Annotated in this window: 14 protein-coding genes; all 14 read right to left on the minus strand. The window is 49.4% G+C overall.

The features are described from left to right. Positions 1–11: 11 nt before the first annotated feature. Positions 12–3,131 (minus strand): alpha-mannosidase, encoded by a 3,120-nt coding sequence (locus ACTHPG_RS26005; RefSeq protein WP_440392271.1) that lies wholly within the window; start codon positions 3,129–3,131, stop codon positions 12–14. Continuing rightward, positions 3,128–5,440 (minus strand): glycoside hydrolase family 3 N-terminal domain-containing protein, encoded by a 2,313-nt coding sequence (locus ACTHPG_RS26010; protein ID WP_440392272.1) that lies wholly within the window; start codon positions 5,438–5,440, stop codon positions 3,128–3,130. Before ACTHPG_RS26010 ends, ACTHPG_RS26005 begins: the two co-directional genes overlap by 4 nt. A 50-nt stretch (positions 5,441–5,490) precedes the next feature. Continuing rightward, on the minus strand, positions 5,491–7,710 hold the full coding sequence (locus ACTHPG_RS26015; RefSeq protein ID WP_440392273.1) for a helix-turn-helix domain-containing protein: 2,220 nt from the start codon (positions 7,708–7,710) through the stop codon (positions 5,491–5,493). Positions 7,711–7,885: 175 nt separating this feature from the next. After that, positions 7,886–9,523: an extracellular solute-binding protein gene (locus ACTHPG_RS26020; protein WP_083679689.1), complete on the minus strand. Its 1,638-nt coding sequence runs from the start codon at positions 9,521–9,523 to the stop codon at positions 7,886–7,888. A 128-nt stretch (positions 9,524–9,651) separates the two neighbouring features. Further along, a complete protein-coding gene (locus ACTHPG_RS26025) occupies positions 9,652–10,560 on the minus strand; it encodes a carbohydrate ABC transporter permease (RefSeq protein ID WP_440392274.1) in 909 nt (302 codons plus the stop codon). Positions 10,561–10,575: 15 nt separating this feature from the next. Further along, entirely contained in the window at positions 10,576–11,553 is a 978-nt protein-coding gene (locus ACTHPG_RS26030) for an ABC transporter permease (protein ID WP_074093076.1), read from the minus strand. Positions 11,554–11,867: 314 nt separating this feature from the next. Continuing rightward, positions 11,868–13,280 carry an alpha-L-fucosidase gene (locus ACTHPG_RS26035; protein WP_440392275.1) on the minus strand — a complete coding sequence of 471 codons (1,413 nt, stop codon included), beginning with the start codon at positions 13,278–13,280 and terminating at the stop codon, positions 11,868–11,870. 577 nt (positions 13,281–13,857) lie between these two features. Continuing rightward, entirely contained in the window at positions 13,858–14,916 is a 1,059-nt protein-coding gene (locus ACTHPG_RS26040; RefSeq protein ID WP_440392276.1) for a Gfo/Idh/MocA family protein, read from the minus strand. A gap of 251 nt (positions 14,917–15,167) precedes the next feature. Further along, on the minus strand, positions 15,168–16,034 hold the full coding sequence (locus ACTHPG_RS26045) for a sugar phosphate isomerase/epimerase family protein (protein ID WP_440392277.1): 867 nt from the start codon (positions 16,032–16,034) through the stop codon (positions 15,168–15,170). Between the two features lie 105 nt (positions 16,035–16,139). Beyond that, positions 16,140–17,921 carry a beta-galactosidase gene (locus tag ACTHPG_RS26050; RefSeq protein WP_440392278.1) on the minus strand — a complete coding sequence of 594 codons (1,782 nt, stop codon included), beginning with the start codon at positions 17,919–17,921 and terminating at the stop codon, positions 16,140–16,142. Next, the gene (locus tag ACTHPG_RS26055; RefSeq protein WP_440392279.1) at positions 17,902–19,383 is read right to left on the minus strand and encodes an alpha-L-fucosidase; all 1,482 of its coding nucleotides are present in this window, start codon (positions 19,381–19,383) and stop codon (positions 17,902–17,904) included. The genes ACTHPG_RS26050 and ACTHPG_RS26055 overlap by 20 nt, the downstream gene beginning before the upstream one ends. A 74-nt stretch (positions 19,384–19,457) precedes the next feature. Continuing rightward, entirely contained in the window at positions 19,458–20,180 is a 723-nt protein-coding gene (locus tag ACTHPG_RS26060) for a copper homeostasis protein CutC (RefSeq protein WP_440392280.1), read from the minus strand. 456 nt (positions 20,181–20,636) lie between these two features. Then, the gene (locus ACTHPG_RS26065; protein ID WP_278297351.1) at positions 20,637–20,828 is read right to left on the minus strand and encodes a hypothetical protein; all 192 of its coding nucleotides are present in this window, start codon (positions 20,826–20,828) and stop codon (positions 20,637–20,639) included. Between the two features lie 188 nt (positions 20,829–21,016). Further along, entirely contained in the window at positions 21,017–23,800 is a 2,784-nt protein-coding gene (locus tag ACTHPG_RS26070; RefSeq protein WP_440392282.1) for a glycoside hydrolase family 3 C-terminal domain-containing protein, read from the minus strand. Between the last annotated feature and the right edge of the window lie 71 nt (positions 23,801–23,871).

The following is a 23,871-nucleotide window of genomic DNA, read 5'->3' on the forward strand; positions in this document are numbered from 1 at the left end:
CAACTCATTATTTATATTTCAACAAGTCTCACCGACTTAATCTCATACGGTTTGAATGTCAGTTCGAATGCTCCATTCACACTGGCCAACGGATGAATCTCATCCTCCAACAGATTAATGATGGACGCCTTGATTTTTTTGTCAGCCCACTGGACATGCACCGTTTCCCGACCTCCTGATGATTCGTAGAAACGCAGCACCGTTCCCGAGCCATCTTCCGCAGCCTTAATGGCATCCAGAATGACATGCTCACTGTGAAACTGAACCCAAGTGTGTTCAGCTGGCAAGTGACCCGAAGATGGACTCGCTGCAACAACCTCCACCGGATGATTCAGTTCCATCGCCCTGCGAACGACTGCAGCTTGTCGCCAATCTCCCTGATGGGGCAGGATTGAATACGTGAACTCATGATGCCCCTGATCTGCATGTGCATCTGGCCATTTCGGAGCACGAAGCAGGGACAGGCGGATCGTCCGATCCTTGATGTCATATCCGTACTTGCAATCATTCAGCAAGCTCATGCCACTATTGCTCTCCGAAATATCCGCCCAGCGATGCCCGCAGACCTCGAACTGCGCCTGCTCCCAACTGGTGTTGTTATGGGTTGGACGCTCCAACGCCCCAAACGGGATTTCATAGGCTGCTTTGGCTGCCACCAGATCCACCGGAAATGCCACCTTGAGCAGCTTATGGCTCTCATTCCAATTCACTTTCGTATGGAAATCAACACGCCGCTGGTGGCGATGCAAAATGATATTCTGGCTGATCTCCGATTGATTCAGCTTCCAGACCAAACGTAGTACATCCCGCGTAGTCCCGTGCTGTACAGCCTCTCTGGAGATCAACTGCACCGCACCTGCCCGCTGGGATTCAAACCGTGGATCGATGTCCCAGGCATCCCAGTACGTCGGTTTGTCGTGGAAAAACTGCCACTCATTCGCCCGATCGCCGGGCTTCAGCCAGTCGCGTTCTGCCTTCTTGTCATACCATCGGGTGATCTCTCCCAAGTCATTGAACTCAAGGATGTAGAATTCAGTTTCCCACGTGGAAGGGAAGGGTTCTACTTCCCTTACTGGAAGGATAACATCCGATGCCTCGCGCAGCCATATGGTTGTATACCCAAAAGCAGGAATCGATGGAACATGCACGAGTAGCGTATACTTGTCTTCCTTTTGCTCCAGATCACAGGCCAGACGGTTTCCTTGACGATCGAATGCAGCCATCCCGGCGAGGTGAGCATCCCCTGTAATGGTGATGTTCTCTCCACGTTCCCAGCCGAGGCTGTTGAATATAACGTAGGGAAGACCACCGACTTCATCTGTCGCAATATTCTCCGTAAGAGTATTCAGCGTTTCCCGCAATGCGGATGTCCCTAAAGCAAAAACCTTCGTGTACTCCTCGGTGGACGTTACGTATACTTCAGGAATCGACGTTCCCGGAATAATGTCATGGAACTGGTTGAGCATGATCAGCTTCCAGCCTTCATCCAGATCATTCTTCGTGTGTGCAGCGCAAGCTCCGGCAAACTGCCGCCAGATCTCTGCTTCCCGATACAATACCTCTGCCTTACGGTTGCTGCGTTTGTTCCTTGCATGGGTCGTATAGGTTCCCCGATGCAGTTCCAGGTACAAGTCTCCGTGCCACTTTGGCAACGTTGGATTATTGGACGATATGTCTTCAAAAAAAGCGCCTGCCGTGCTGAATTTGCTGATTGGCTGCCCCACCATCAAGTGGGATCGCTCTGCAAACTCCACCATCTCATTCGTCACACCGCCGCCACCATCGCCATGTCCGTAGAGCAACATCTGCTCGGGATGCACATCCTTCTGTTTGTACGATTGCCAATGTTCATCCACATCTTTGGGCCGCGTATGCTCATTCACCCCATGATTCAGATAAGCGAGTACCGAAGTACCATCAATGCCTACCCAGTCGAAGAGGTCATAAGGAAACGCATTGGTGTCATTCCAATTCAGTTTGGTCGTCATAAAATAAGGAATATTCGCAAGCTTCAGCATCTGCGGCAAGGAAGCACAGTAGCCAAAGGTATCGGGCAGCCACTCGATGTTGGAGCGTTTGCCAAACTCTGCCTGGTAGAAGTTCTGTCCATACAGAATCTGCCGAACCAACGACTCCCCACTCGGAATATTCAGATCCGGCTCCACCCACATGCCCCCGACCAACTCCCAGCGGCCTTCAGCAATGAGGGTTTTAACTCGCTCGTACAGCTCTGGGTAATGCTCTTTTACGAAGGCATACAGCTGCGGCTGGCTCTGGGAATACACAAAATCCGGATACGTATCCATCAAGGTACACATGGTCGAGAACGTGCGACTGGACTTGCGAACCGTCTCTCGCACAGGCCACAGCCAGGCAATATCAATGTGGGATTGTCCAACCAGATGCATGAAGCCACTTCGATATTCCTCCGGGTCTTCCTGCTGCACTGACTGTACCAGTCCATGTTCAAAATTCTGTATCCATGCTGCATCCGTCCAGCGGTCCGGATCATTATACATCTCATCCATCACCTGGTGAATGGCCTGAACAAGCGCCATCCGCTTGGGCTCCTTCTCGTTATATGCCCGGAGTGACTCCGCGAGTACCGTCACGCTATACATCAGGCTCTGCAATGGCTGATTGATATGAACCAATGCTGTGCGAATGCCCTGAATAGGCGGCTGAATCACAGCTTGTCGATTGAGTGGATCATGTGGCTCCGGGATCGGATCGTAGAGTTCAATCTCCAACTGCGGTGTATTCCCTACTCGACTTCGCGGAAGAGGTACGAATCCGTGATTCCGATCCAGTCCGTGATAAGGCAAACCATTCACCTTCAGCAGCCCTTCTCCTCCAGCCTCGAAGATCAACCCAATGGCCCGATCTTGCCAACTGTCCGGAATCTCCACACGTTTACTCAGAAAATACGTCGTTCCGTGTACGCTGTTCAGCGGATTCAAGCTCCGCATAGCCTTGTCTGAACGCTCATCTTTAGGTTCATATTCCTGCTCATACTCGTATTCCCCTGGTCGAATGTACCGGGCCTTCTGCATATGCCATTCTGGAAACTCAATCGTATCCAGCCATTGCCGCTGCTTCAGATCTTCGATGAATCGTTGTATTCGAATCATACCTCCACCCCCACCTTTTGGATGTGCAGACTGCAAGCGATCCAGTCTGTGGAATTGCGACCAACCATAAGCTTGAATTCGCCTGGTTCCACGACAGACTGAAGACGAGAGTCGACCAGTGCGAGATGTTCTTTTTGCACAGGGAACGTAACGGTCTGGGTCTCTCCTGGCTCCAGATGGATTTTGCGGAACCCTTTTAGTGACATTTCAGCCCGCGTGACCGAAGCCGATACATCGGTGAAATACAACTGTACAACCTCACTTCCCGCAACTGCTCCGGTATTTGTGACTTCAACCATCACCTGTGCTTCATCTTCCGGACCGATCACTTCCGGCACTACCCTTACATTCTCGTATTTGAATTCGGTGTAGCTCAGTCCATATCCGAACGGATACTGCGGCGCAAGATCCATCTCCAGATACCGCTTGCCACGCGTGCGTTTGGCATGATAATAGACCGGAAGTTGCCCAACATGCTTGGGGATGGAAATGGTCAGACGGCCAGATGGATTCACATCGCCAAACAGAATATCTGCGATCGCGTTACCACCTTCCTGCCCTGGGTACCACGCCTCCACAATGGCCTGAACATGCTCATCAATCCAAGGTTCGGCAATGGGACGGCCATTAATATAGACCACGATAACCGGTTTACCCAGCTTATGTACCTCCTGCACCAGCTCCAATTGGACACCCATGAGATTCAGCGACGCCCGGTCAATACCTTCGCCACACTCCATATCGTTCCATGGATCATCCGTTACCACAGACGCTCCTGTCCGCAAGTCGATCGTGCCTTCACCAAAATCGCGGGCGCTGGAACCACCCATCACCATCACGATGACATCGGCCTGTTCCGCACAGGCGAGCGCTTGTGCAAAACCCTCTCTGGAATCGCCTTTAATCCGGCAACCCGGTGCGTACAATACCTGACCCGAATCCGAGCCAAGCTTGCGTGTAATGCCATCCAGTACGGTGACGATCTGTTCTCTCGGCTGTGGCGAGGTGTAGTCTCCAAGCTGGTTATAGATATGGTTCGCGTTCGGACCGATGACGGCCAGCTTGGTGCCTGTTTTGGAGAGTGGCAATGTACTCCCTTCATTTTTCAGTAAAACAATCCCCTCTTGCGCAACTTCCCTCGCCAACTGAATATGATCCTCGCATCCGATGACCTGCTCTGCAAAGTCAGGATCTACGAAAGGCTGTTCAAATAACCCAAGTCTGAATTTCATCTCCAACACCCGCCGCACAGCCAAGTCCAGATCCTTCTCTTCGATCAATCCCTGCTCAAGCGCCTGAGCGAGATGTTTGCGATACATGTACCCGGACATCTCCATGTCTACCCCTGCCTGAAGGGCCTGCGCTACCGCCTGCTCCCCGTTCTCCGCGGTGTTATGTCCGTGGACGAGCATCTGAATGGCACCAAAATCAGTAATGACGAATCCCGCAAACCCCCACTGCTCGCGCAGAAGGTCATTCAGCAGATACGTACTGGACGTGCAAGGCATGCCATCAATCTCGTTATACGCGGTCATCACGGAACAAGCCCCGGCTTCCACTGCTTTTTTGAACGGCAACAGATCTATTTCATGCAATTCACGTATTCCCATATGCACAGGTGCTGCATTACGCCCGCCCTCCGAGCTGCCATAAGCCGCAAAATGCTTGAGTGTCGCCACAATCGTCTGGTTGGAATCAAGACGGTTACCCTGTAATCCCTTCATGGCTTCTACAGCAAATTCACCGATCAGGTATGGATCTTCGGCGAAACATTCCTCCGTCCGTCCCCATCTCGGGTCACGCACCACATCAAGCACCGGGGAATACGTTGCCGCTCCTCCCTGGCTCCGGGTCTCCACAGCGATGGCTTCACACATCTTGCGGTATAACTCCATATTCCACGTGCTGCCCACCGTTAACGGTACGGGAAACACTGTCGCTCCAATTGCCATATGCCCGTGTGAACACTCTTCCCCGAACAAAATGGGAATGCCCAGCCGGGAATGCTCCATGGCATACTGTTGAATGACATTCGTGGCAACGGCTCCCTGCCGTGGTGTCAGACCTGTCTCCAGCGTCACTTCAGTCCACGGATCGGCCCGAAGCACGCCATACAAGGAACCGACACCGCCTTGTTCCATGTCCACTTCGAACTCTTCCGTGACCTGTACTGTGCCATCTGCTGCCTTCACATATGTCTTCCAGCCCATCGGCTGAATGAGTTGTCCAATCTTCTCTGCCGTTGTCATCCGTCCGATCAGATCCTGAACCCGCTCCTGAATGGGAAGCGAAGCATCTTTATAGTCCATATGCACATTCTCCTTATGCGTTCGGAATTAGTTAGGCGCGTGAACTTGCGTCACATGGCTTTCCGGTAGTCACTTGGTGCCATACCTACCACGTTCTTGAAAGCCCGGTTGAAGGAATTATAGTTGGTATATCCCACTTCCTCACTGATCTCCTGAATGGCCTTATCGGTCTCCTGCATGAGCAGTTTGGCTTTTTCAATGCGATGACTAATGAGCAGATCCACGAACTTCTCCCCAATCTCATCCTTGAAAAGCTTGCTCAGATACTTCGGATTAATATCGAATCGATCACTAAGGTAGTTCAGTGACAGATCGGGATTGTTGTAATGCTCTTCAATATATTTGCGAATCTCCAGAATATGTGATCTGTGTTTTCGGGAACAATGCAGCGTCTGCATCTGTAGCGCCAGTTCCCGGAACCCTTCCCAGCACAGCTCACGCAGATCATCTAACGTCTCCCAGCCCTCAAGCCTTGGGAGAAGCGGGGTGAATATAGCGGCCCACGACTCCTGATACTCCCGTGGAAGTTCGGCAAATTCCCGATTGTAATGTTGAAATAACAATTGGACCGTATTCATAATCTCCTGACGGGACAGGACAGACTCACTGATTTGTTCAAACAGTCTTTCAAAATGCTTTTCCCAGACATCGTCCGATAAACGCATCGCCTGTACCAGCAGTGAGATGGTCTTCAGGAACTCATACACATCATTGGTCGAATTCGGTACATCGCTACACGGAATGATGCGATTTATCCCCAGTACAGCCTTGTACTCCAGCGCGTGCACAGCTTCTTTCAATGAAGCTCTCAACCCCCGAATATCGACAGCAACCCGACCCACACCAATGGTCACGGTGAAGTTCAGATACTGATCAATCCTGTCCAGATAACCAGCCAGCAATCGATGCTCTGTCTCCTCGGCCTGTTCCATGTCCGGCATCCAGAGGATGGCGTACAGACGCTGATCGGAGATCCATTCAGCCCATACTTCCGTTCCTTCATGGCGTGCACTCTCCTGCAGAATACTGGACAACACGAATTTCAGGAGGGATTGGTCTTGATGATGATACTCCGTCACAAATGCATTATACCGATCCATTTCAATTACCATGACAGCCCAACGATGCTCCAGCTCAGGCAGCTTGAACTTCTTCATCTCTGCTGTTAGCTCCGTGCTCGTAAAGTCTCGTGTGCCTTCAAGCAACTCCTGAAAGAACATCCTTTTCTGCAAAATCAGATTCTCTTCATGCTCTTCCTGATACTGCCTCGTCTGATCAATCATTCGTTCCAGCGTGGTATGGATGAAACGGAACTCATTCTCTTTGCCATAGTTCAGTCCGGATTGTTTCTGCGAAGAGACGGTCTGAATTAACGTGACAATCTGCTGAATCGGCTTGTAGTTTCTGCGGGTCACATAGATCACCCACACCACGCCAATCAACACAACTACTACAGCAAAGACAAACCAGATATTATAAAATTGCAGAGCCCATTTGACGATTTTGCCGTTATTGAGACCTGTCTGCACCTTCCAACCGCTATAACTCGACGTAAATTCAGAGAAGACTTCTCCCGACGTGGTTTTAGCGGAAGCTGTAATCCCTTCTGGTATGCTGCTATCCCACAGATTGCCGCCTGAACGGTTGAAGATGTTCACAAACGTAAATTCCGGATCATACATCTGCATGATGGACTTCCTCAGAGTACTCAGGTCCACGTTGGTGACTACCAGTCCTTTGCCGTTCCCTACACTTCGCACAATTGTAATCACCTGCTCCGTCGCTTGTGAAGGGAAAGCCCGGAATGCTCGTGCCCCTGCCCACTTTTGTTCATCCCTCGTCCGGCTATCTGCAATAAAGTCTGCATCCGGGAACTCTTCAATCGGAACAGCCTTCCCGTTACTGAAGACCGTGCCATCTCCATATCGAACGAGATATATCGAATCGATCAGCGGATACTCTATTTTCAATTCATCAACCACCTGGACCGCCTGAATGCCGGCATACACATCATCGCTGCCAGATACCGAGAAATAATTCTTCAAGTTAGGGTTGGTCAAAATCTCACGCAGTACCTTGAAGTCGATGGAGCGCAGGGAGTTGTCCAGATATTGCGTGACCTGAGAGGCCAGAAATTCATTGGCCTTGAGCGCTTCTCTACGGTTCTGTTCATTGAATACTTGAAAGAAAATAAAGAATAGAATGGTCGTCACAATAAAAAAAACAGGCAGATACGATAACAGCAAACGTCTAAACCAATTGTTGTTCATCTCCGAGATCCCCCCACCATTACTGTTCATGCTGAATGACGACAAACATCTGTGCTGATCGCTAATTTTCCATAAATATTCAGTACATTATATCGGATGACGTGGGGTTGTCATAGGAGAAGACCATCCCGGTCACGGGTGACAGACGGGACAGCCTCTATATTCAATCCTTCAATTATTGATTCTTCTCAATGGCACGCTGGTAGATCTCAAGGTAATTACTCAGTCCGAGACCATCGAAGCCTTTGACATACGAATCCCATTCCTTATCAATGCTCTTGCTGCCAATAATGAACTGTGCCATATTCGTCTGCACATAATCCTTGATGGCCGTAGTCAGTTGTGCAGCTGATTCCGTATCCTCTGGACGAATAAATACGTTCGCTGGGTATACTTCTTTGGGTGCATAAGGTTCATACACATTGGTTGCTTGAGCCAAACGTGTACCATAACCCTCTGCTTCTAAAGGGTTCTGTCCTTCGGCAAACAGATTACGGAATGTGTTGGACAAGTCATGCGCTCCGATCTGTGACCAGCTCTCGTTCACAACAACGTTCGGATCACGCTCAGGCAGGTTGTAGTAGCTGTATTTGGCAGGCTCGCCATTGATGTTTTTCTCATCGGCATCTGCCTTCTTCCAGCCCTTGCCTTCAGTTGGTCCATACTCTGCGTACAGTGCCCCTTCTTCACTGAACATGTAGTCTACGATTTTGATGGCGGCAATCTGCTGTGCTTCTGTCGCTTTGTTCGTGATGGCAAACTCAAACTCACCTACGCTCTGTGTGGCGCCTGTTGTTTGCACTCCATCTGGTCCTTTCAATGGAGGCACGATCTCCCAGTGCTGGTGACGGGTGATGTCTTTGTCATAGGTATTCACGAGATAACTGACCAGCGCCGTTGTAATGGAACCTACGACTTCATCGCCTTCCTTGTTACCCAGCTGTCCAATCGCCTGATCATTTTGCGTGAAGGAAGCCGGATCAATCAGGCCATCTGCATAGAGCTTGTTCATGTACTCCAGCCCTTTCTTCCAGCCTTCCTGATTGGCGGCAAAACTCACCTTGCCATCGTTCACGATCAGGTACTTGTCGTTATCATTGTAGATAAAACTATTCATCAGGTAGGCATCAATGTTGCCATTCCATACATACTTGTTCGGTGCACCCGTAAGTGGAATCTCGTCCGCTTTCCCGTTACCGTTGGGATCCTGTGTCTTAAACGCCTTCAGAACGGTGTACAGTTCATCGGTTGTTGTTGGCATTTTCAGACCCAGATTATCGAGCCATTCTGTGTTGATCCAGTATTTCTGTGCATACGTACAGTGGTAACATTCATTGAAGATCGGCAGTGCATAGATGTTGCCATCCGGTGCCGTGATGGCTTCTTTGAAGTATGGCTTCTCTTCCATAATCTTGGTCAGGTTCGGACCATACTCCTTAATCAGATCCTGTAGCGGAAGGAACACGCCCTGTTTTCCATAGGTTTGAAGATCTGAGGTGGTGAACTTGCCGTGAAGAAACACTTCGGGATAATCACCACTGGCCAGCAGCAATTGTCTGCGATCCTGCAAGGCGTCCGTTGGGGCCAGATCCCATTTTAGGGTAACGTCAAACTTGTCTTCGATAAATTGGGTGAATTCATTCTCTTCCATGGACGCTTTGCCTTGCGGAGCAAAGAGGGTCATAGTTACAGGACCGCCGCTCTCCCCGCTACCGTCGCTACTTCCACCCGACTCCTCGGATGAACTGCATGCGGACAACAAAGCCATCGAAGCAAAGACCAGAAACAACATCGAAATCCAAGATTTTCTCAATCTGACTCCTCCTTTTTGTTCATAACGGCAAACCATTGGTTGTAGTACACACGTATCAAATCACTCCCGGAAGCCGGCGTGTTCCTTCCACCTCCTTTCAAGAGGCAACCGGGCTTAACTCACAAGGATTAACCTTTGAGGGAACCAACCATGACCCCTTTAACAAAATGCTTTTGTACAAATGGATACATGATCAGAATTGGAATACTTGCGACAACGATTAGTGCATATTTCAACACCTGCTCAAACCCTTGATCCCGCATCTGCTGGCTGGTATTGGCAAGCATTGCCGGATCAGCCGCGTTCAGGATGAGCAGATTGCGAAGCACGTATTGCAGAGGGAACAACTTCTCGGAACGCAGGTAGATCAGTGCATCAAAGTAAGCATTCCAGTGACCTACCGCATACATCAGTGTCATGACCGCCAGAATGGGCTTCGATAAAGGAAGAACCACGCTGATCAGATACCGGATATCCCGGCAACCATCCATTTCTGCGGCCTCTCCAAGCTCTTCCGGGATGGAAGACTGGAAGAACGTCCTTGCTACAATGACTTGGAACACCGCGAGCGCCCCAGGCAACCACATCGCCCAACGTGTATCAAGCAAGTGCAAGTCCTTCATCAGAAGGTAGGTGGGGATCAGTCCGCCATCAAAGAACATGGTGATCATCATGAAAATGATAATGGCTCCCCGTCCGTAGAACGATTTGCGTGACAAGGGATACGCCAGCATGACGGTCAACATGACGTTAATGAACGTGCCTACCACGGTGTAAATGATCGTGTTATAGAAACCGAGCATCAGCTGTTGGCTTTTGAAAATGGAGATGTACGCCTTAATGTTAAAGTCGACCGGGAACAGCCACACCTGGCCGGATGTCACGGCTCGTGAAGAGCTGAACGAAGAACTGATGATATACAAGAGCGGGTAAAACACCGTTAGAAGTATGGCGAACAGAAAGATATAGTTAAGTGTCATGAAAATGCGGTCACCAAGCGGGTCCTTGATCCGGTTACGATTAATCAGGTTGAACATGGATGAGCTCCTCCTTTACCACAAGCTGTTCTGGGATACTTTGCGGGATATGCCGTTGACGATAACCAGCAGGATCAGGTTGATGATGGAGTTGAAGAACCCTACTGCCGAGGAGAAGCTGAAATTCGCCCCGATCAGACCCACCTTGTACACATACGTGGAGATGACCTCCGAAGCACTTGTGTTGAGCGGATTCTGCATCAGGTATATTTTCTCGAAGCCCACGCCCATAATGCTGCCCAGACTCAGAATCAACATGATGACGGTGACTGGAACGAGGGATGGCAGGTCGATGTGCCAGATTTTCCGAAGCCTTGATGCACCGTCCATCTTCGCTGCTTCATAGAGCGATGGATCAACACCAGCAAGAGCGGCAATGTATATAATCGATGAATATCCCATGCCCTGCCAGACACCTGACCAGACATATATCGATTTGAAGTATTCGGGAATACCCATGAAGTTGGTCATCGGAAAGCCGAGTAGTGTGAACAGCTTGTCTACCACGCCCACATGGGGGGAGAGCATCAGGATGATAATGGATACCATAACAACAGTGGAGATAAAATGCGGAGCGTAAGTAACCATCTGCACGGTCTTCTTGAAGTAACCTGTTCGAATCTCATTCAGCGCCAGCGCTAATAAAATCGGAATAGGGAAACCTGCAATTAAGGAATAGAAGCTGATGCCTATCGTGTTTTTGATTAACAGCCAGAAGTTTGGAGATTGGAAGAAGGCCTCAAAATGTTTGAAGCCAACCCACGGGCTTCCCCAGATTCCTTTGACCACACTGAAGTCCTTGAAGGCGATCTGGACACCTACCATCGGAATGTACTTGAAGATCAACAGATACAACACCGGGGGCAGCACGAGCAGGTAGAGCTCCCAGTGCTTCTTGAGGCTTTTGATGAATGGATGCTGCCGCTTGGGCTCCACATGTTTCCTCTGCTGGAGTTCCATCTTGGCGGGTATGCTTTCCGTAGCTCGACTCATTTGCGTCACTCCTTCTACACCTCAAGTGTAATAATACATTACATTTACATCCCTTAAACATCCTTTTTTCTGTTCTCGTTTCCTTGTTAAACATAAATGATGTAAACATTCATACCAGGTAGCGCTTTCTTGATTTGATAGTACATCGCCCGGTAAACTTTTATCAATTTGCAATTTTCTCCGACTTCTCTTTATTCCACAAACCCTTGTGTAACAAGCAATTGCGAGCCTTTTCTATTGGGAATCGTGTCCCTTATGTATGAATAAAAAAATCCCGGAGGTGGTTATATCTCCCCCGGATTTGACATGGCATTCTATGCGCTTGTAACCAGCCTGAACGTATGTGTGATCGGCGCTTCATTGGTTGTAGCGGATTGTGGCAGTTCCACGAGAAGTCCGTCTTCCGTCTGCTGATACGAAAGTACGTCATCGCTACCGACGAGTTCGATACGCTCTACCTTTTCCAGATAAGGAATGTTTACCTGTGGTTGCACGGTCTCATTCTCGTTTCGGTATAAACGGAAGGCATATACGGTGTTGATCTCTTCTTTCTGCGTGAAGGCCCAGTCTTTCGTAAAATAAGGCCCGCATATACGGGTTCCATAGACACCTTCTCCGTGTGTACCCAACCATTCACCGAGTCCCTTGATACCTCGAATGGCCCCTTTGGGCAGACGACCATCGGGTTGTGGTCCTACATTCAGCGCCAGATTACCACCCTTGGACACGACTTCGAGCAGAATATGTGCCAGCTGTCTTCCCGATTTATACTGATCATCGAATCCGAAGGCAAAAGAGTTCCCTACGGTAATACAGCTCTCCCACGGAATGTTCATCGGATGTTCCGGGATGGTCTGCTCAGGGGTAACGATATTCTCATACGGTCCACCTACAGTGCGATCTGCAGACAGGAGCCAAGGTTGTGTGGTCTGACGTGCACGTTCCACGACTTCTCCGAGCCTGATATCCTGACCATGGCGACCTTCGCGAACCCAGCCAGCGTCCAGCCACAGACACTCGATCCGTCCGTAATTCGACAGCAGCTCCATGATCTGTTCATGTGTAAACTCTACGAATTGCTCCCACAGCCACGGATACTTATGGGGATCGTACGAGGGCCCGCGCCACATATGACGTCCACGCTCCATGCCTGGTGCCCAGTAATACGGGGTATGCCAGTCCGCTTTGGAGAAATACGCTGAGATGCCGAGTCCTTTAGCCCGGAAAGCGTCAAATAGTGCTCGACAGATGTCTGCATACTTATGAGTATGAAAGGGCGTGTCCTTGCCCGTGATCCGGTAATCCGTCGTTTTGGTATCCCACATGCAAAATCCGTCATGATGCTTGGTGGTGAACAGGAAGTATTTGAACCCGTTATCTGCCGCCATCTGTGCCCATTCCTCGGGCTGGAAGCGAATCGGATTGAAGGTTTTGTTCAAGTCGAAATATTCCCGTTTGAAGTCTTCCATGTCATCCGTCCAGTCGATGTCATCGCGCGACCAATCGCCATCCTCGTCGCTCAGCGCCCAGGACTCCACGAGGCCAAGCTGGGAGTACGGCCCCCAGTGCATCATCAGCCCCAGCTTCTGGTCCTTGAACCACTCCAGCCGTTCATTCAGCAGCGGATCTTCCGGTTTGATCCATTCGTCCTCTCTGCTAAAATTGTGCACACCAGCTTCGACGATCTGCTCTTCCTGCTCCAGTACGGTTTCTTTGGTTTCGCTCATCCTGATTCATCTCCTTTGGATTAGATAAAAGATAAACCTTGCATGTTACGCCTGGTCACTCCGAGTGCAGTACCATCTTTCGATCGCTGTTATCCCCGGATTTCTTTTATTTCACTTTATAATTGTTGGAAATCCGGTGATAAAGGCGAGCGCTTCGCTTCTTCAGATTGGTTCTGCACTCTCCGTTTTGGCGTAAACGCTAGTTTTACTATTAAGGGGCGTAGTAACTTTGTTTTTTCGATTGCGGTGCCCTCTTCAATCACTATGGCCCCTTTATTTCCCTTGATTCTATAGGGAATTCAAGGGTAGAGAGTGCGCGCTTCGCTGCTTCGGATTGGTTTTTTTTATTCTCCGTTTTGGCTTAAATGGTAAGTTTAAAAGTTCAACACATAAAGGGCGTAGTTGCTTCATCGATCGGATTGTGGTGCCTTCCCAATTACTATGCCCCCCAGATTCTCCTCTTGCCTCTAAGGGAATGTAAACTGGCTGATCTTGGCGAATGAAGTGCTCATAACTTTTAATGCCACGGCAGTCGTAAAATATCAACGTAGCGTAACAACGCCATACCATTCTACCTTTACAGTGTGATTTCGCAGCCTTGGCGTGCCGATTCGTAGATGGCACAGAGCATTTTCATTACTTCGACGCCGTCTTCTACTGGGCTAAGCGTTTCTTTGCGGCCCTGCGTACTATCGATGAAATGGTTAATTTCATTGCGGAATGAGCCCATAAAATCGAATGATTTGAAATCCACCTGTGGAGTCATGTTCAAAATGGTATTAAATTTCTCGCCAATGATCGAAATTTCCGGCTCCAGCTCGGCACCGCCTTTGTCGCCATATAGCTTGACTGAAGTCTCATCCGCTTTGGCATGAAGCGTGAAGCTGACGTCCACGAGCAGACTCGCACCGTTCTCGAAACGAATCAGGGCATTCGCCATATCCTCCACGGTGTTCTGCTGTGCGTCATAATCGGCTGCTTTGTAGAACGACAGATTGTTAATGTTCGAGCGGTTCCCCAATCGGTTGGACACGTTGGCAGAGACGGATTTCACCTTCGGTCTGCCCATCAGATACCAGCAAATGTCGATTACATGCACCCCGATATCAATTAGTGGCCCCCCGCCAGAGCGGTTGATATCCGAGAACCAGCCACCCGGATTGCCCAGACGACGCAGACTGGAGGCTTTGGCATAATAGATCTCGCCCAGCTCACCCTCGTCGATGAATCTCTTCAGAATCTGTGCATTGTCGCTATAGCGGCGAACAAAACCAACTTGAAGCAGCTTACCGCTGCGATGAACGGCCTTCTCTACCTCGAGCGCGTCCTCCACTGTTTGGCAGAGCGGTTTCTCACATAACACGTTTTTACCTGCGTCCAGCGCAGCAATGCTAATCTCGGCATGGGAGTCGTTCCATGTACAGATGCTGACGGAATGAATCTCGGGCATTGCGAGCAGTTCCTTATAATCGGTAAACACATGAGGTGCATTATATTGCTTCGCGACTTCTGCGGCACGTTCTGCATTCAGGTCGCAGATGGCATATATTTCAACGTCCGGATTACTGGCGTAGGCCTGCAAGTGACAATCGGATATGGATCCGGCGCCGATGACGGCAACTTTCAATTTGGACATAGAGCTGATTCCCTCCATCGTTTTCATATGAATTGACTCAAGAAATTATACTCGGCTTAGCGTAACGACGGTGAATGCTTGGACTTTCGGCCGCTGTTGTCTGCAAATTTCTTTTATTGACCGCTCTAGCGGTTGAAATCCGCAGACAAAGGCGGTCGCTAACGCTCCTACAATTCCAATCTTCCCCTCTGTTACTCAGGCCTTCTTTAGAATTTGATTCAATTTTATTCATTTAAAACAAGGACTCAGTCCTATGCCTCTTCCCATAGGCGGCGCACGTTATCCATGGCAATGCGTGAGGCGGTTTTGCAATCCTCCATACCTTCAAATTCAATCGAGATATATCCGTCATACCCGGATTGTTTTAACACACGGAAGACCTCAGGCATGTCGATATCGCCATGGCCCACAATGGCACCGCGCAGGTAATTACCGTGCGATGTTTGGAACCAGCCTTCACCGGGGTTCCGGTAAGAAGGTCTCCAGTAGAAGTCTTTGGCGTGCACGATCGACGCGTACGGAATGTTATTTTTCACAGCGCTCACCGGATCTTCATCCACACAGAGAAAATTGCCGACATCCAGCGTCGTTCTAAAGTTCTCCCGCGCCGTTTCGTGTAACAAACGCTGAATTCGCTCACTCGACTGCACATAGTACCCATGGTTTTCCACACTTGTTGTAATCCCAAAACCAGCTGCATAATCGGCTATCCGCTGACAGGCTTTCACCAGTACCGGCAGATCAATCTCGAACTGGGCTACAGTTCCCTCTGGGGCAGGGCGGAAAGCCACGTCATGACGCATCAGCTTCACACCGAGCGCTGCAGCCACATCCACATGTCGCATCACATTCTGAATCTCTTGCTCCAACGCGTCGGCATCTTCTTGCACAGCAAAGTTAGCACCGATAGCATAATTGGAAATATCGATCCCGACCTCGTTTGCCACAGCTTTAATCTCATCAATCAACTCCGGATGTTCGATCAGACTGAATCCCATCGGTACAATCTCCACATGTTCCCCGCCCTGATCGGCGATCCAGCGAATGGCATCTGGCACCGTTAATTTTTTGCGATCCAATGCTTGTTGCAGACTGTAGGTACTGAGTCCAACTTTCATTTTTCCTCATCCTCTCCTGTAGTCGATGTCCATACCCAACGTATACCTTTTTCCGGCGGACACGACAATTGCCAATAATCGTTTGGCTCACCTATTTTCCTTTTCCTAGCCCAAATCCGGTGTATCCACGAACGTTACGGCCCGATCAGCCGTCTGGTGGAGTTCAAATACAATGATCTCATTCTCACCTTCGCAAAGGAGCGGGGCAGGTACATACAACGTTTTTTGCGGGCCTTTATTCCAGTAGCGTCCCAGATTGAATCCGTTTACAAATACAACACCTTTTGTCCAGCTGTCCAGACGCAGAAAAGTATCTCTTACACCCGTGAGTTGAAAACTTCCCCGGTAAAAGGCTGGCCCTTCCCCTGATCTCTCTCTTTCTTTACCTTCTGCCGAAGATTGCTCACTAAATTGTAGAACCGACAGATCGGTTAGTGGCAGACAATGAATCGTCCAGTCATATAAAAACTGAAAGCCATGTCGCACTCCCTCCGTAATCCCCTTTGGATCTCTCAGGTACGGACCATAGTTGATTCGCCCCATATTTTCAACAAGGATCAATAGAACTGCGCCCTCCGGCGGTACTTCAAAGAAAATCGAAAATGCTGTATTTCCGCGTTCCAACACGCCCTGAAACTGCCCATTAACAAACACAAGCGCACGATCACGCACCTCCTGAACCACCAGTTCCTGTCGCTCTCTGGGGCCGGATATCCGGGTTTGATAACAAATAAAACCATAATCCTGACCGAGTTTCTCCATCGGTTCCGGATTCGTACGCTGCAACGGGACGGATAACCTGTCCAACTGTGCCAGTAATGACGCCTGCTGGTTCAACTCCACGCGCCCATAGGCGAATGTCCCCTTCGATTCTGGCAACACGAGCTCATCCAGACTGCTGTCGCTATACCGCGCAATAAGATCACGCACCGCATGGAACTTCGCTGTCGGCTCCCCGGATTCACTGAGCAGTGAATCGTAATCGTAACTTGTAATGGTGGATTCATATTGATCCTTCTGCTGACAGTTCGCTCCGTTGTAAAATCCAAAGTTCGTTCCCCCATGGAACATATAAAAGTTGACCGAAGCTCCTGCCCGAAGCATCTCCTCAAACACTCCAGCCACATCTGCGGCTTCACGGGTATGATGCGACTCACCCCAGTGGTCGAACCAGCCGTTCCAATATTCCATGCACATCAAGGGTTCTTCCGCCTGATATTCAAGCAGCTTGGCGAACGCTCCCTCCGTTCCTGATCCAAAATTGACCGTAGCCAGATGCCCTGACACCGATCCCGCTTGCAACATAGGGTCTGTCGGTCCGTCGGAGGTAAATAACAACACATCCATTCCGCGCTCCACCATGCCATCACGTAAATATCGCAGGTAACTCGCGTCATTCCCGAAGCTGCCGTACTCATTTTCAATCTGCATCGCGATAATCGGCCCGCCATGGGTGCTAAGAAGGGGTTTCAGTTTGGGTAAAAGCACATCATAATATCGATCCACATTCGCCAGAAATTTCACATCATTACACCGCAGACGAATCTCATCATCAGCCAGCAACCAGGAAGGCAACCCGCCAAATTCCCACTCGGCACATATATAAGGACTTGGACGAACAATTACATGTAAGCCCACATCTCCCGCAATGCGAATAAACCGTTCCAGATCAGCCATGCCTTCAAAACAATATTGCCCAGGCTGTGGCTCATGAACATTCCATGGCACATACGTTTCCACTGTATTGAAACCGCAGGCTTTCAACTTGAATAACCGATCCTCCCAATATTCGGGGACCACTCTGAAATAATGGATGGCACCTGACAAAATACGAATGGGTTCGCCATCATACATGAATTGTGAACCCTTATACGTTAGCAATGCCATTGGACAATCCTCCTTGCTCACTCAGATATATGCCTAACCCGGACAACGTAGGGTACCATCTGGATTCATGAATGGTTACTCGCATGCTTCTCAATGTAACCTGTGGAAAACAGCAAATGCGTTTATACCCAACCACCGTCCCTGTGTAGAACGCCTCCCAACCGCCGTCTTCCCTCTGTGACTCCAGTGTAAAACGCTCAATCCGTTGACCTGTCTGAATATGTTCCATCAGAACTACCCGGTCAAATGAACGTTCCTCCTGCAAATCCAGCTCGATCCATGCCCGCTCGGTTCCTTCGTGCGGACACCAATACGTATCCCGTCGTTCCGTCAGCACCTCTGATGCGGCATGTTGTTCGTCCATCGTCTCCGATGCTTTTACCAGCGCCTGCAAGGCCAAATTTTCCTCAAAAATGCTACGAAGCGAATCTCCCAATTCATGTAGTCGCTCCATATCCCGTTCGTGAATGAGACCACGCGTATCCGGTGGCAGATTGAGTAAAAAGGTGGCATTGCCCCCCACTGCGCCGTAATAGACGGCCAGCAGTTGCTTCAATGTTTTGACCTGATCATCTTCACTTGCATGATAGAACCATCCCGGGCGAATCGAGGTATTCACCTCGGCAGGATACCAGATCAGTTGCTTACCTTGGGAACGAATGACCTCACGGCTTCCCAAATCACGGTCCTGCGTATTGATCCTTATGGCAAACTGACCATCATCCACCTGCTGCGATTGCTCCTGAATCTTCTCATTATCCTGCATATGCGCTGGTACAACGCTCCATTCCGATTCCCGCGTATGCCCCGCTTCATTACCGCACCAACGAACATCCGGTCCACATACCGAGATGACAGCTTCCGGCTGGAGTTCACGAATAAGCGCATAGTAGGCGTCCCAGTCATAGACCTGCCTTTTGCCATTCGGCCCTTCTCCACACGCACCGTCAAACCACACACAGAAGATGTCCCCGTAATTCGTGAGCAGCTCTCGTAACTGATGCAGGAAAAACCGGTTATACCTCTCGGAATCGCCATAAGTGGCTTCATGACGATCCCAAGGAGACAAATACACGCCAAACTTCAATCCACCCTCACGGCAGGCATCGGCGACCTCCCGAACCAAATCCCCCGCACCATTCCTCCACGGACTGGCTGCGACCGTGTGCGCTGTAAACCGACTTGGCCACAAACAAAATCCATCATGATGTTTGCATGTCAAGATCAACCCCTTCATCCCCGCAGCCTTGCACGCCTGTACCCATTGCGTTGTGCTCAATTCAGAAGGATTGAAGATAGCCGGGTCTTCCTGCCCAGTGCCCCACTCCCGATCCGTGAAGGTATTAACCGTAAAATGAATAAACGCATAGAACTCCATCTCCTGCCACCTCAATTGGCGTTCGGATGGGCTGACCTGTGCTGCGGACTTCATCCATTCGGCTGCTTGCAGTTCATGATTCATGGCGTATCACTCCTTTTATTTCGTGCATTCCTACATCACTGGACCATCATTCCTTGGGACGGCTACTCATTGCACTACTGTCCATGAATTGCTGTTGATGCAAACCATAGCTGCTGCTTGGCTTCTTCGACCAAATGTGGATCAATGGGATATTTAAAGCTGCCTTCATTCCGCACACCTGATCCCATATGTATCTCTGTGATCCCTGTTTGTTGGACGAGGTTCTGAATTCCATTAACAGTTATCCCCGACCCTGCCATGATAACAATATTCAAGGTTCGGCCCAGCTCCTGAAGCTGTTTCAGTTCTAATAAGGCTTCAGGTGCCGTCCGTCCCCCTCCCGATGTAAGCACACGCTCCACGCTGCCCCATGTGTTAATGGCCTTGAGCGCCTCAGTCAGGCTTACGCTCACATCAATCGCACGATGAAATGTAACGCCCAATCCCTGAGCTTCGGCCATACATGATTGCAAGGATAGAAGGTCCACCTCACCCTCTCCTGTGAGAGCACCAATCACGATGCCAGCGGCTCCAAGTTCCTTCGCCACGCGGATATCCCGGGTCATGGCCTGGATGTCATCTGTACTATAGCGAAACGAACGGCTATGGGGACGAATCATGACATATACCGGGATGGAGACTTGGGATACTACTTGCTCCATAACGCCATAACTTGGAGTAAGCCCCCTTTCAGACATCGCAGACACCAGCTCAATCCGATCTGCCCCTCCCTCCTCAGCTGCCTTGGCATCTTCCACATCCACAGCAATGACTTCCAATACAGGTTGTCTTTTCATAAGGACGCTCCCTTCACTTCATCGTAGATTATTCCAGCACCGTTAAATCGTATGGATACCCATCATTCGAACTGCATCCAACCTGATCCATGACATAAAGGACCGACTGAACGCTTCATCAGCGCTCCTGCGGTCCTTCTTCATTATTATGGGCGACGGTCAACTTCCAGAACGCAATCCGAACAGGATGACCTTCCTGAAAGATAGATTGTTTGTCGGCAATGATCTTCATGAATGGATTCTCCTTTGGGGACCGGAATGGGTTAACAAATAAAGCGCGCAACGGATTGTATGTGCTTTTTTAATTTATTTTGCTTTTCGTTATTTTTGTTATTATTAATGTTATTATTTATAAGCAATAGTCTAAAACGTTAGGATCAGAACGTCAATACAAAAAAAAGACACCCCGAGGGTGTCTTCATGTCTTGGATAACCTTCTGGTTATCCGAGCTTTTTCTATTTTCTACGCCGAGCCTTCGTCATTCGATTAAACATGATTAGTGCAGCAATAATCATGGCAATCATGGCCACATTACTCGCCACTTCTTGTGATAAGCCGAACAGAACGCCCAGGTTAGTCACCAGACCTCTCACAATCAGCGCCACTACAATCAGCAGGATTGGACTCAAAAAATTATAATTTCTCATTCTTCGCAACACCCCTGACCCCATTGTTCAGAACTTCGAATTTCCTAACACTATCATAACAGTAGCCATTCCGTGTTACAACAAAGGACACCGCGAGCAGTGTCCTTTGTCATATACCAACGTATTCTGCTTTTAATGGCAGAACAACCTTTCGATTGCTCTTATCACCTGATATTTCTGACTATCTTCTATACCTGTTTGAATTCGATCCAATCAATCTGAAGACCTGGTTTCGTGAAGTCCAGTTTCAATTCATACAGTCCTGCTTCAAGGTCAACTTTGACAAGCTTCTGTCTGATCCATTTACCTTCCGTACCATTCGTTTGAATGGTGGTTACCAATTGGTCATTCAGGAGCAGGTTACATGCACTTTGCGCCAGTTCCGGCTCAGGGGACATGATCTGTACGATAATCCGGTAATGACCTGCCTCGTCCACTTTCATGAGGACAGGTTCAGCTACCGCAGGTTTCACCTGTGCGTTCTCAACCAACGCCTGGGCTTGTGCAGCAGATAGAGATGCATTCGCTTGGAATGAAGCGACATTCTCCACGATCTCGTGTTTTCTGCCGGACACCGGTGCATTCATGATGAACTTGCAGATGTTAATCGCCGAGCGTTGCAATTCTCCGCGCGTCAGTGTTCCATTTTCCAAAGATTCAATCGTGTTATCGTCCCAGCCATTGATCTCTGCGCCGTAGTTCGGCACAACCATATAGAGATCGTTCTGCGCACGGATCATCCAGTTCGTGTACTTGCGATCCGCCTCGCCACCTTCGGTTACATCGTTCATAATGGCCCACCAGTCCGTCATTACGATACCTTCAAAATTCCATTCGCCGCGCAGAATCGTCGTATTCAGGTCGTAATTGGATGCTGCCCAATGTCCGTTAATGGGGTTGTAGGAGGTCATGATGGAGTTCGCTCCGCCTTCTTTTACAGCGATTTCGAACCCTTTCAGATAAATTTCACGCAGTGCACGCTCCGAGACAACGGCATCTACTTTGCTACGGTGTTTCTCCTGGTTGTTGCAGGCAAAGTGTTTCAGTGTGGCGTTCGAACCACCCTTCATAATACCTTTCGTACATGCTGCGGCAAATACACCCGAGATCAGTGGATCTTCGGAGAAGTACTCAAAGTTCCGACCATTAAGCGGGCTCCGGCGGATATTCAGTCCAGGTCCGAGCAGGGTATCCACCTGATTTCTCAGCAGTTCCTGTCCTTCCATCACATACAGCTCTTCAACGAGATCTTGGTTCCATGTCGCCGCAAGCAACGTACCAATGGATACCTGTGTTGCTTTCTCTCCACTATCCATACGAATACCGGACGGGCCATCTGCCGTACATGCTACCGGAATACCGTAGTTGAACAGGCTGTCGCTGACACCACCAAATGCAGATGCCGTTCCCGAAGTAACGAGCGGGCTGCTCATGCCTTCGCCACGGATAATTGCCGCCAGATCCTGATCGCTCAGTTGAGCAATGAAGGCTTCCAGACTCACTTTCCCAGCTTTAACGTCACTCAGCTTATAGCCTTGGTTGCCCGTCTGCTCCAGCGTTTGCGGGAGATTCTCTTCAATTCGTTTCGCCATGGATACTTTACGCTTCGGTACTTCGGCATACGTCAGTTCATATGATCCATCTTCCTTGCGCGCACCTGGTTTCATCCGTGTAAAATCTTCGGTTGGTGCCATCGCTTCTTGCAGCTGCTCCACCAATTGAAGGGATTCAATCACATATCCATCCTGACCATCGATGCTAACGTGCTGCACTTGTTTCACACTGGTTCCTACATGCAGTCGATATGTGCCTTCTTCCAGAACGTAAGCGGAAGCATGACCTGTAACACCCGCATCATCGTAGGATGCCATGTCATGGATCGGGAAGCTGATCGTCAGAAGTTCAGACTCGCCCGGCTGCAACAATCCTGTTTTGCCGAAAGCCACCAATGCCTTCACCGGTTGTCCCAGTTTGCCTTGTGGTGCTTCATAATAGACCTGCACAACTTCTTTGCCTGCATAGGTTGTACCCGAGTTGGTCACATTGACACGGACTTCAATGTAGGTTTTGCCATCTTTAGACACTGATTTTGCTTCCTCATGCTGGGTCAAGAACGTCGTATAAGACAGGCCGTAACCGAATTCAAACTGAACGCGCTCAGGTCGAAACGTTTCGAAATATCGATAACCTACATAAATATCTTCCTGATACAGGTTCTTGAATTCATTACCGTAGTTACTGGTTGAAGGATAATCTTCAATGGAATATGCAATCGTATCTGTCAGTTTACCGCTTGGTGTAACGTCGCCCGCCAAAACATCAGCAATTGCGTTTCCGCCCTCCATACCGCCATGCCAGGAGTATATTACACCTTGAATCGGATGTAGATACGTTTCGTTTAACCAGCTCATATCGATGATGTTCGAGACATTCAGCACAACAATGGTGTGTTCAAACTGCGAAGTAACTTGCTTCAACATCGCTTTCTCATCTTCGGTCAGTTGGTAACTTCCTGGCGCATCCGCATTATCCTGATCTTCCCCTGCTGTACGTCCGATTACGATAATGGCTTTGCTCGATTTGCTTCTGGCCTGTGCAACCAGTTCATCCGTCAAAGGCATTTCTTTCTGGTTCCACGGCTCGGCCGCCCATACTTTTCCGCCATCATCAAATGGGTTTTCCTCAATCCACTTCTCATAGACAGCTGCCAGCTCTTCATTCACGGTAATATTCTTTTTGCTGCGCAGGCCATCTAGCAGATTCGTTGTGTAAGCCACATGAACACTACCGCCTGAACCTGTACCACTGCGATAATAATTGACTTGAATTCGACCAAAAACTGAAACGTTTTCGTTTTCGCGAAGCGGAAGTACTTGCCCTTCATTTCTGAGTAAAACGGCTCCTTCTGCGGCAACCGTACGACTAAACTCTGCAAACCCTTCCAATGGAACTCCGATTTGATGTGTGCTCAATGATTTCCCTCCTGATTGTCATCCCCATATCTACGAATGATAGACTGTTCCATATGATCTGGTAGATTCAC

Origin of the sequence: Paenibacillus sp. SAF-068 (assembly GCF_051967555.1) — a bacterium.
GTDB lineage: Bacteria > Bacillota > Bacilli > Paenibacillales > Paenibacillaceae > Paenibacillus.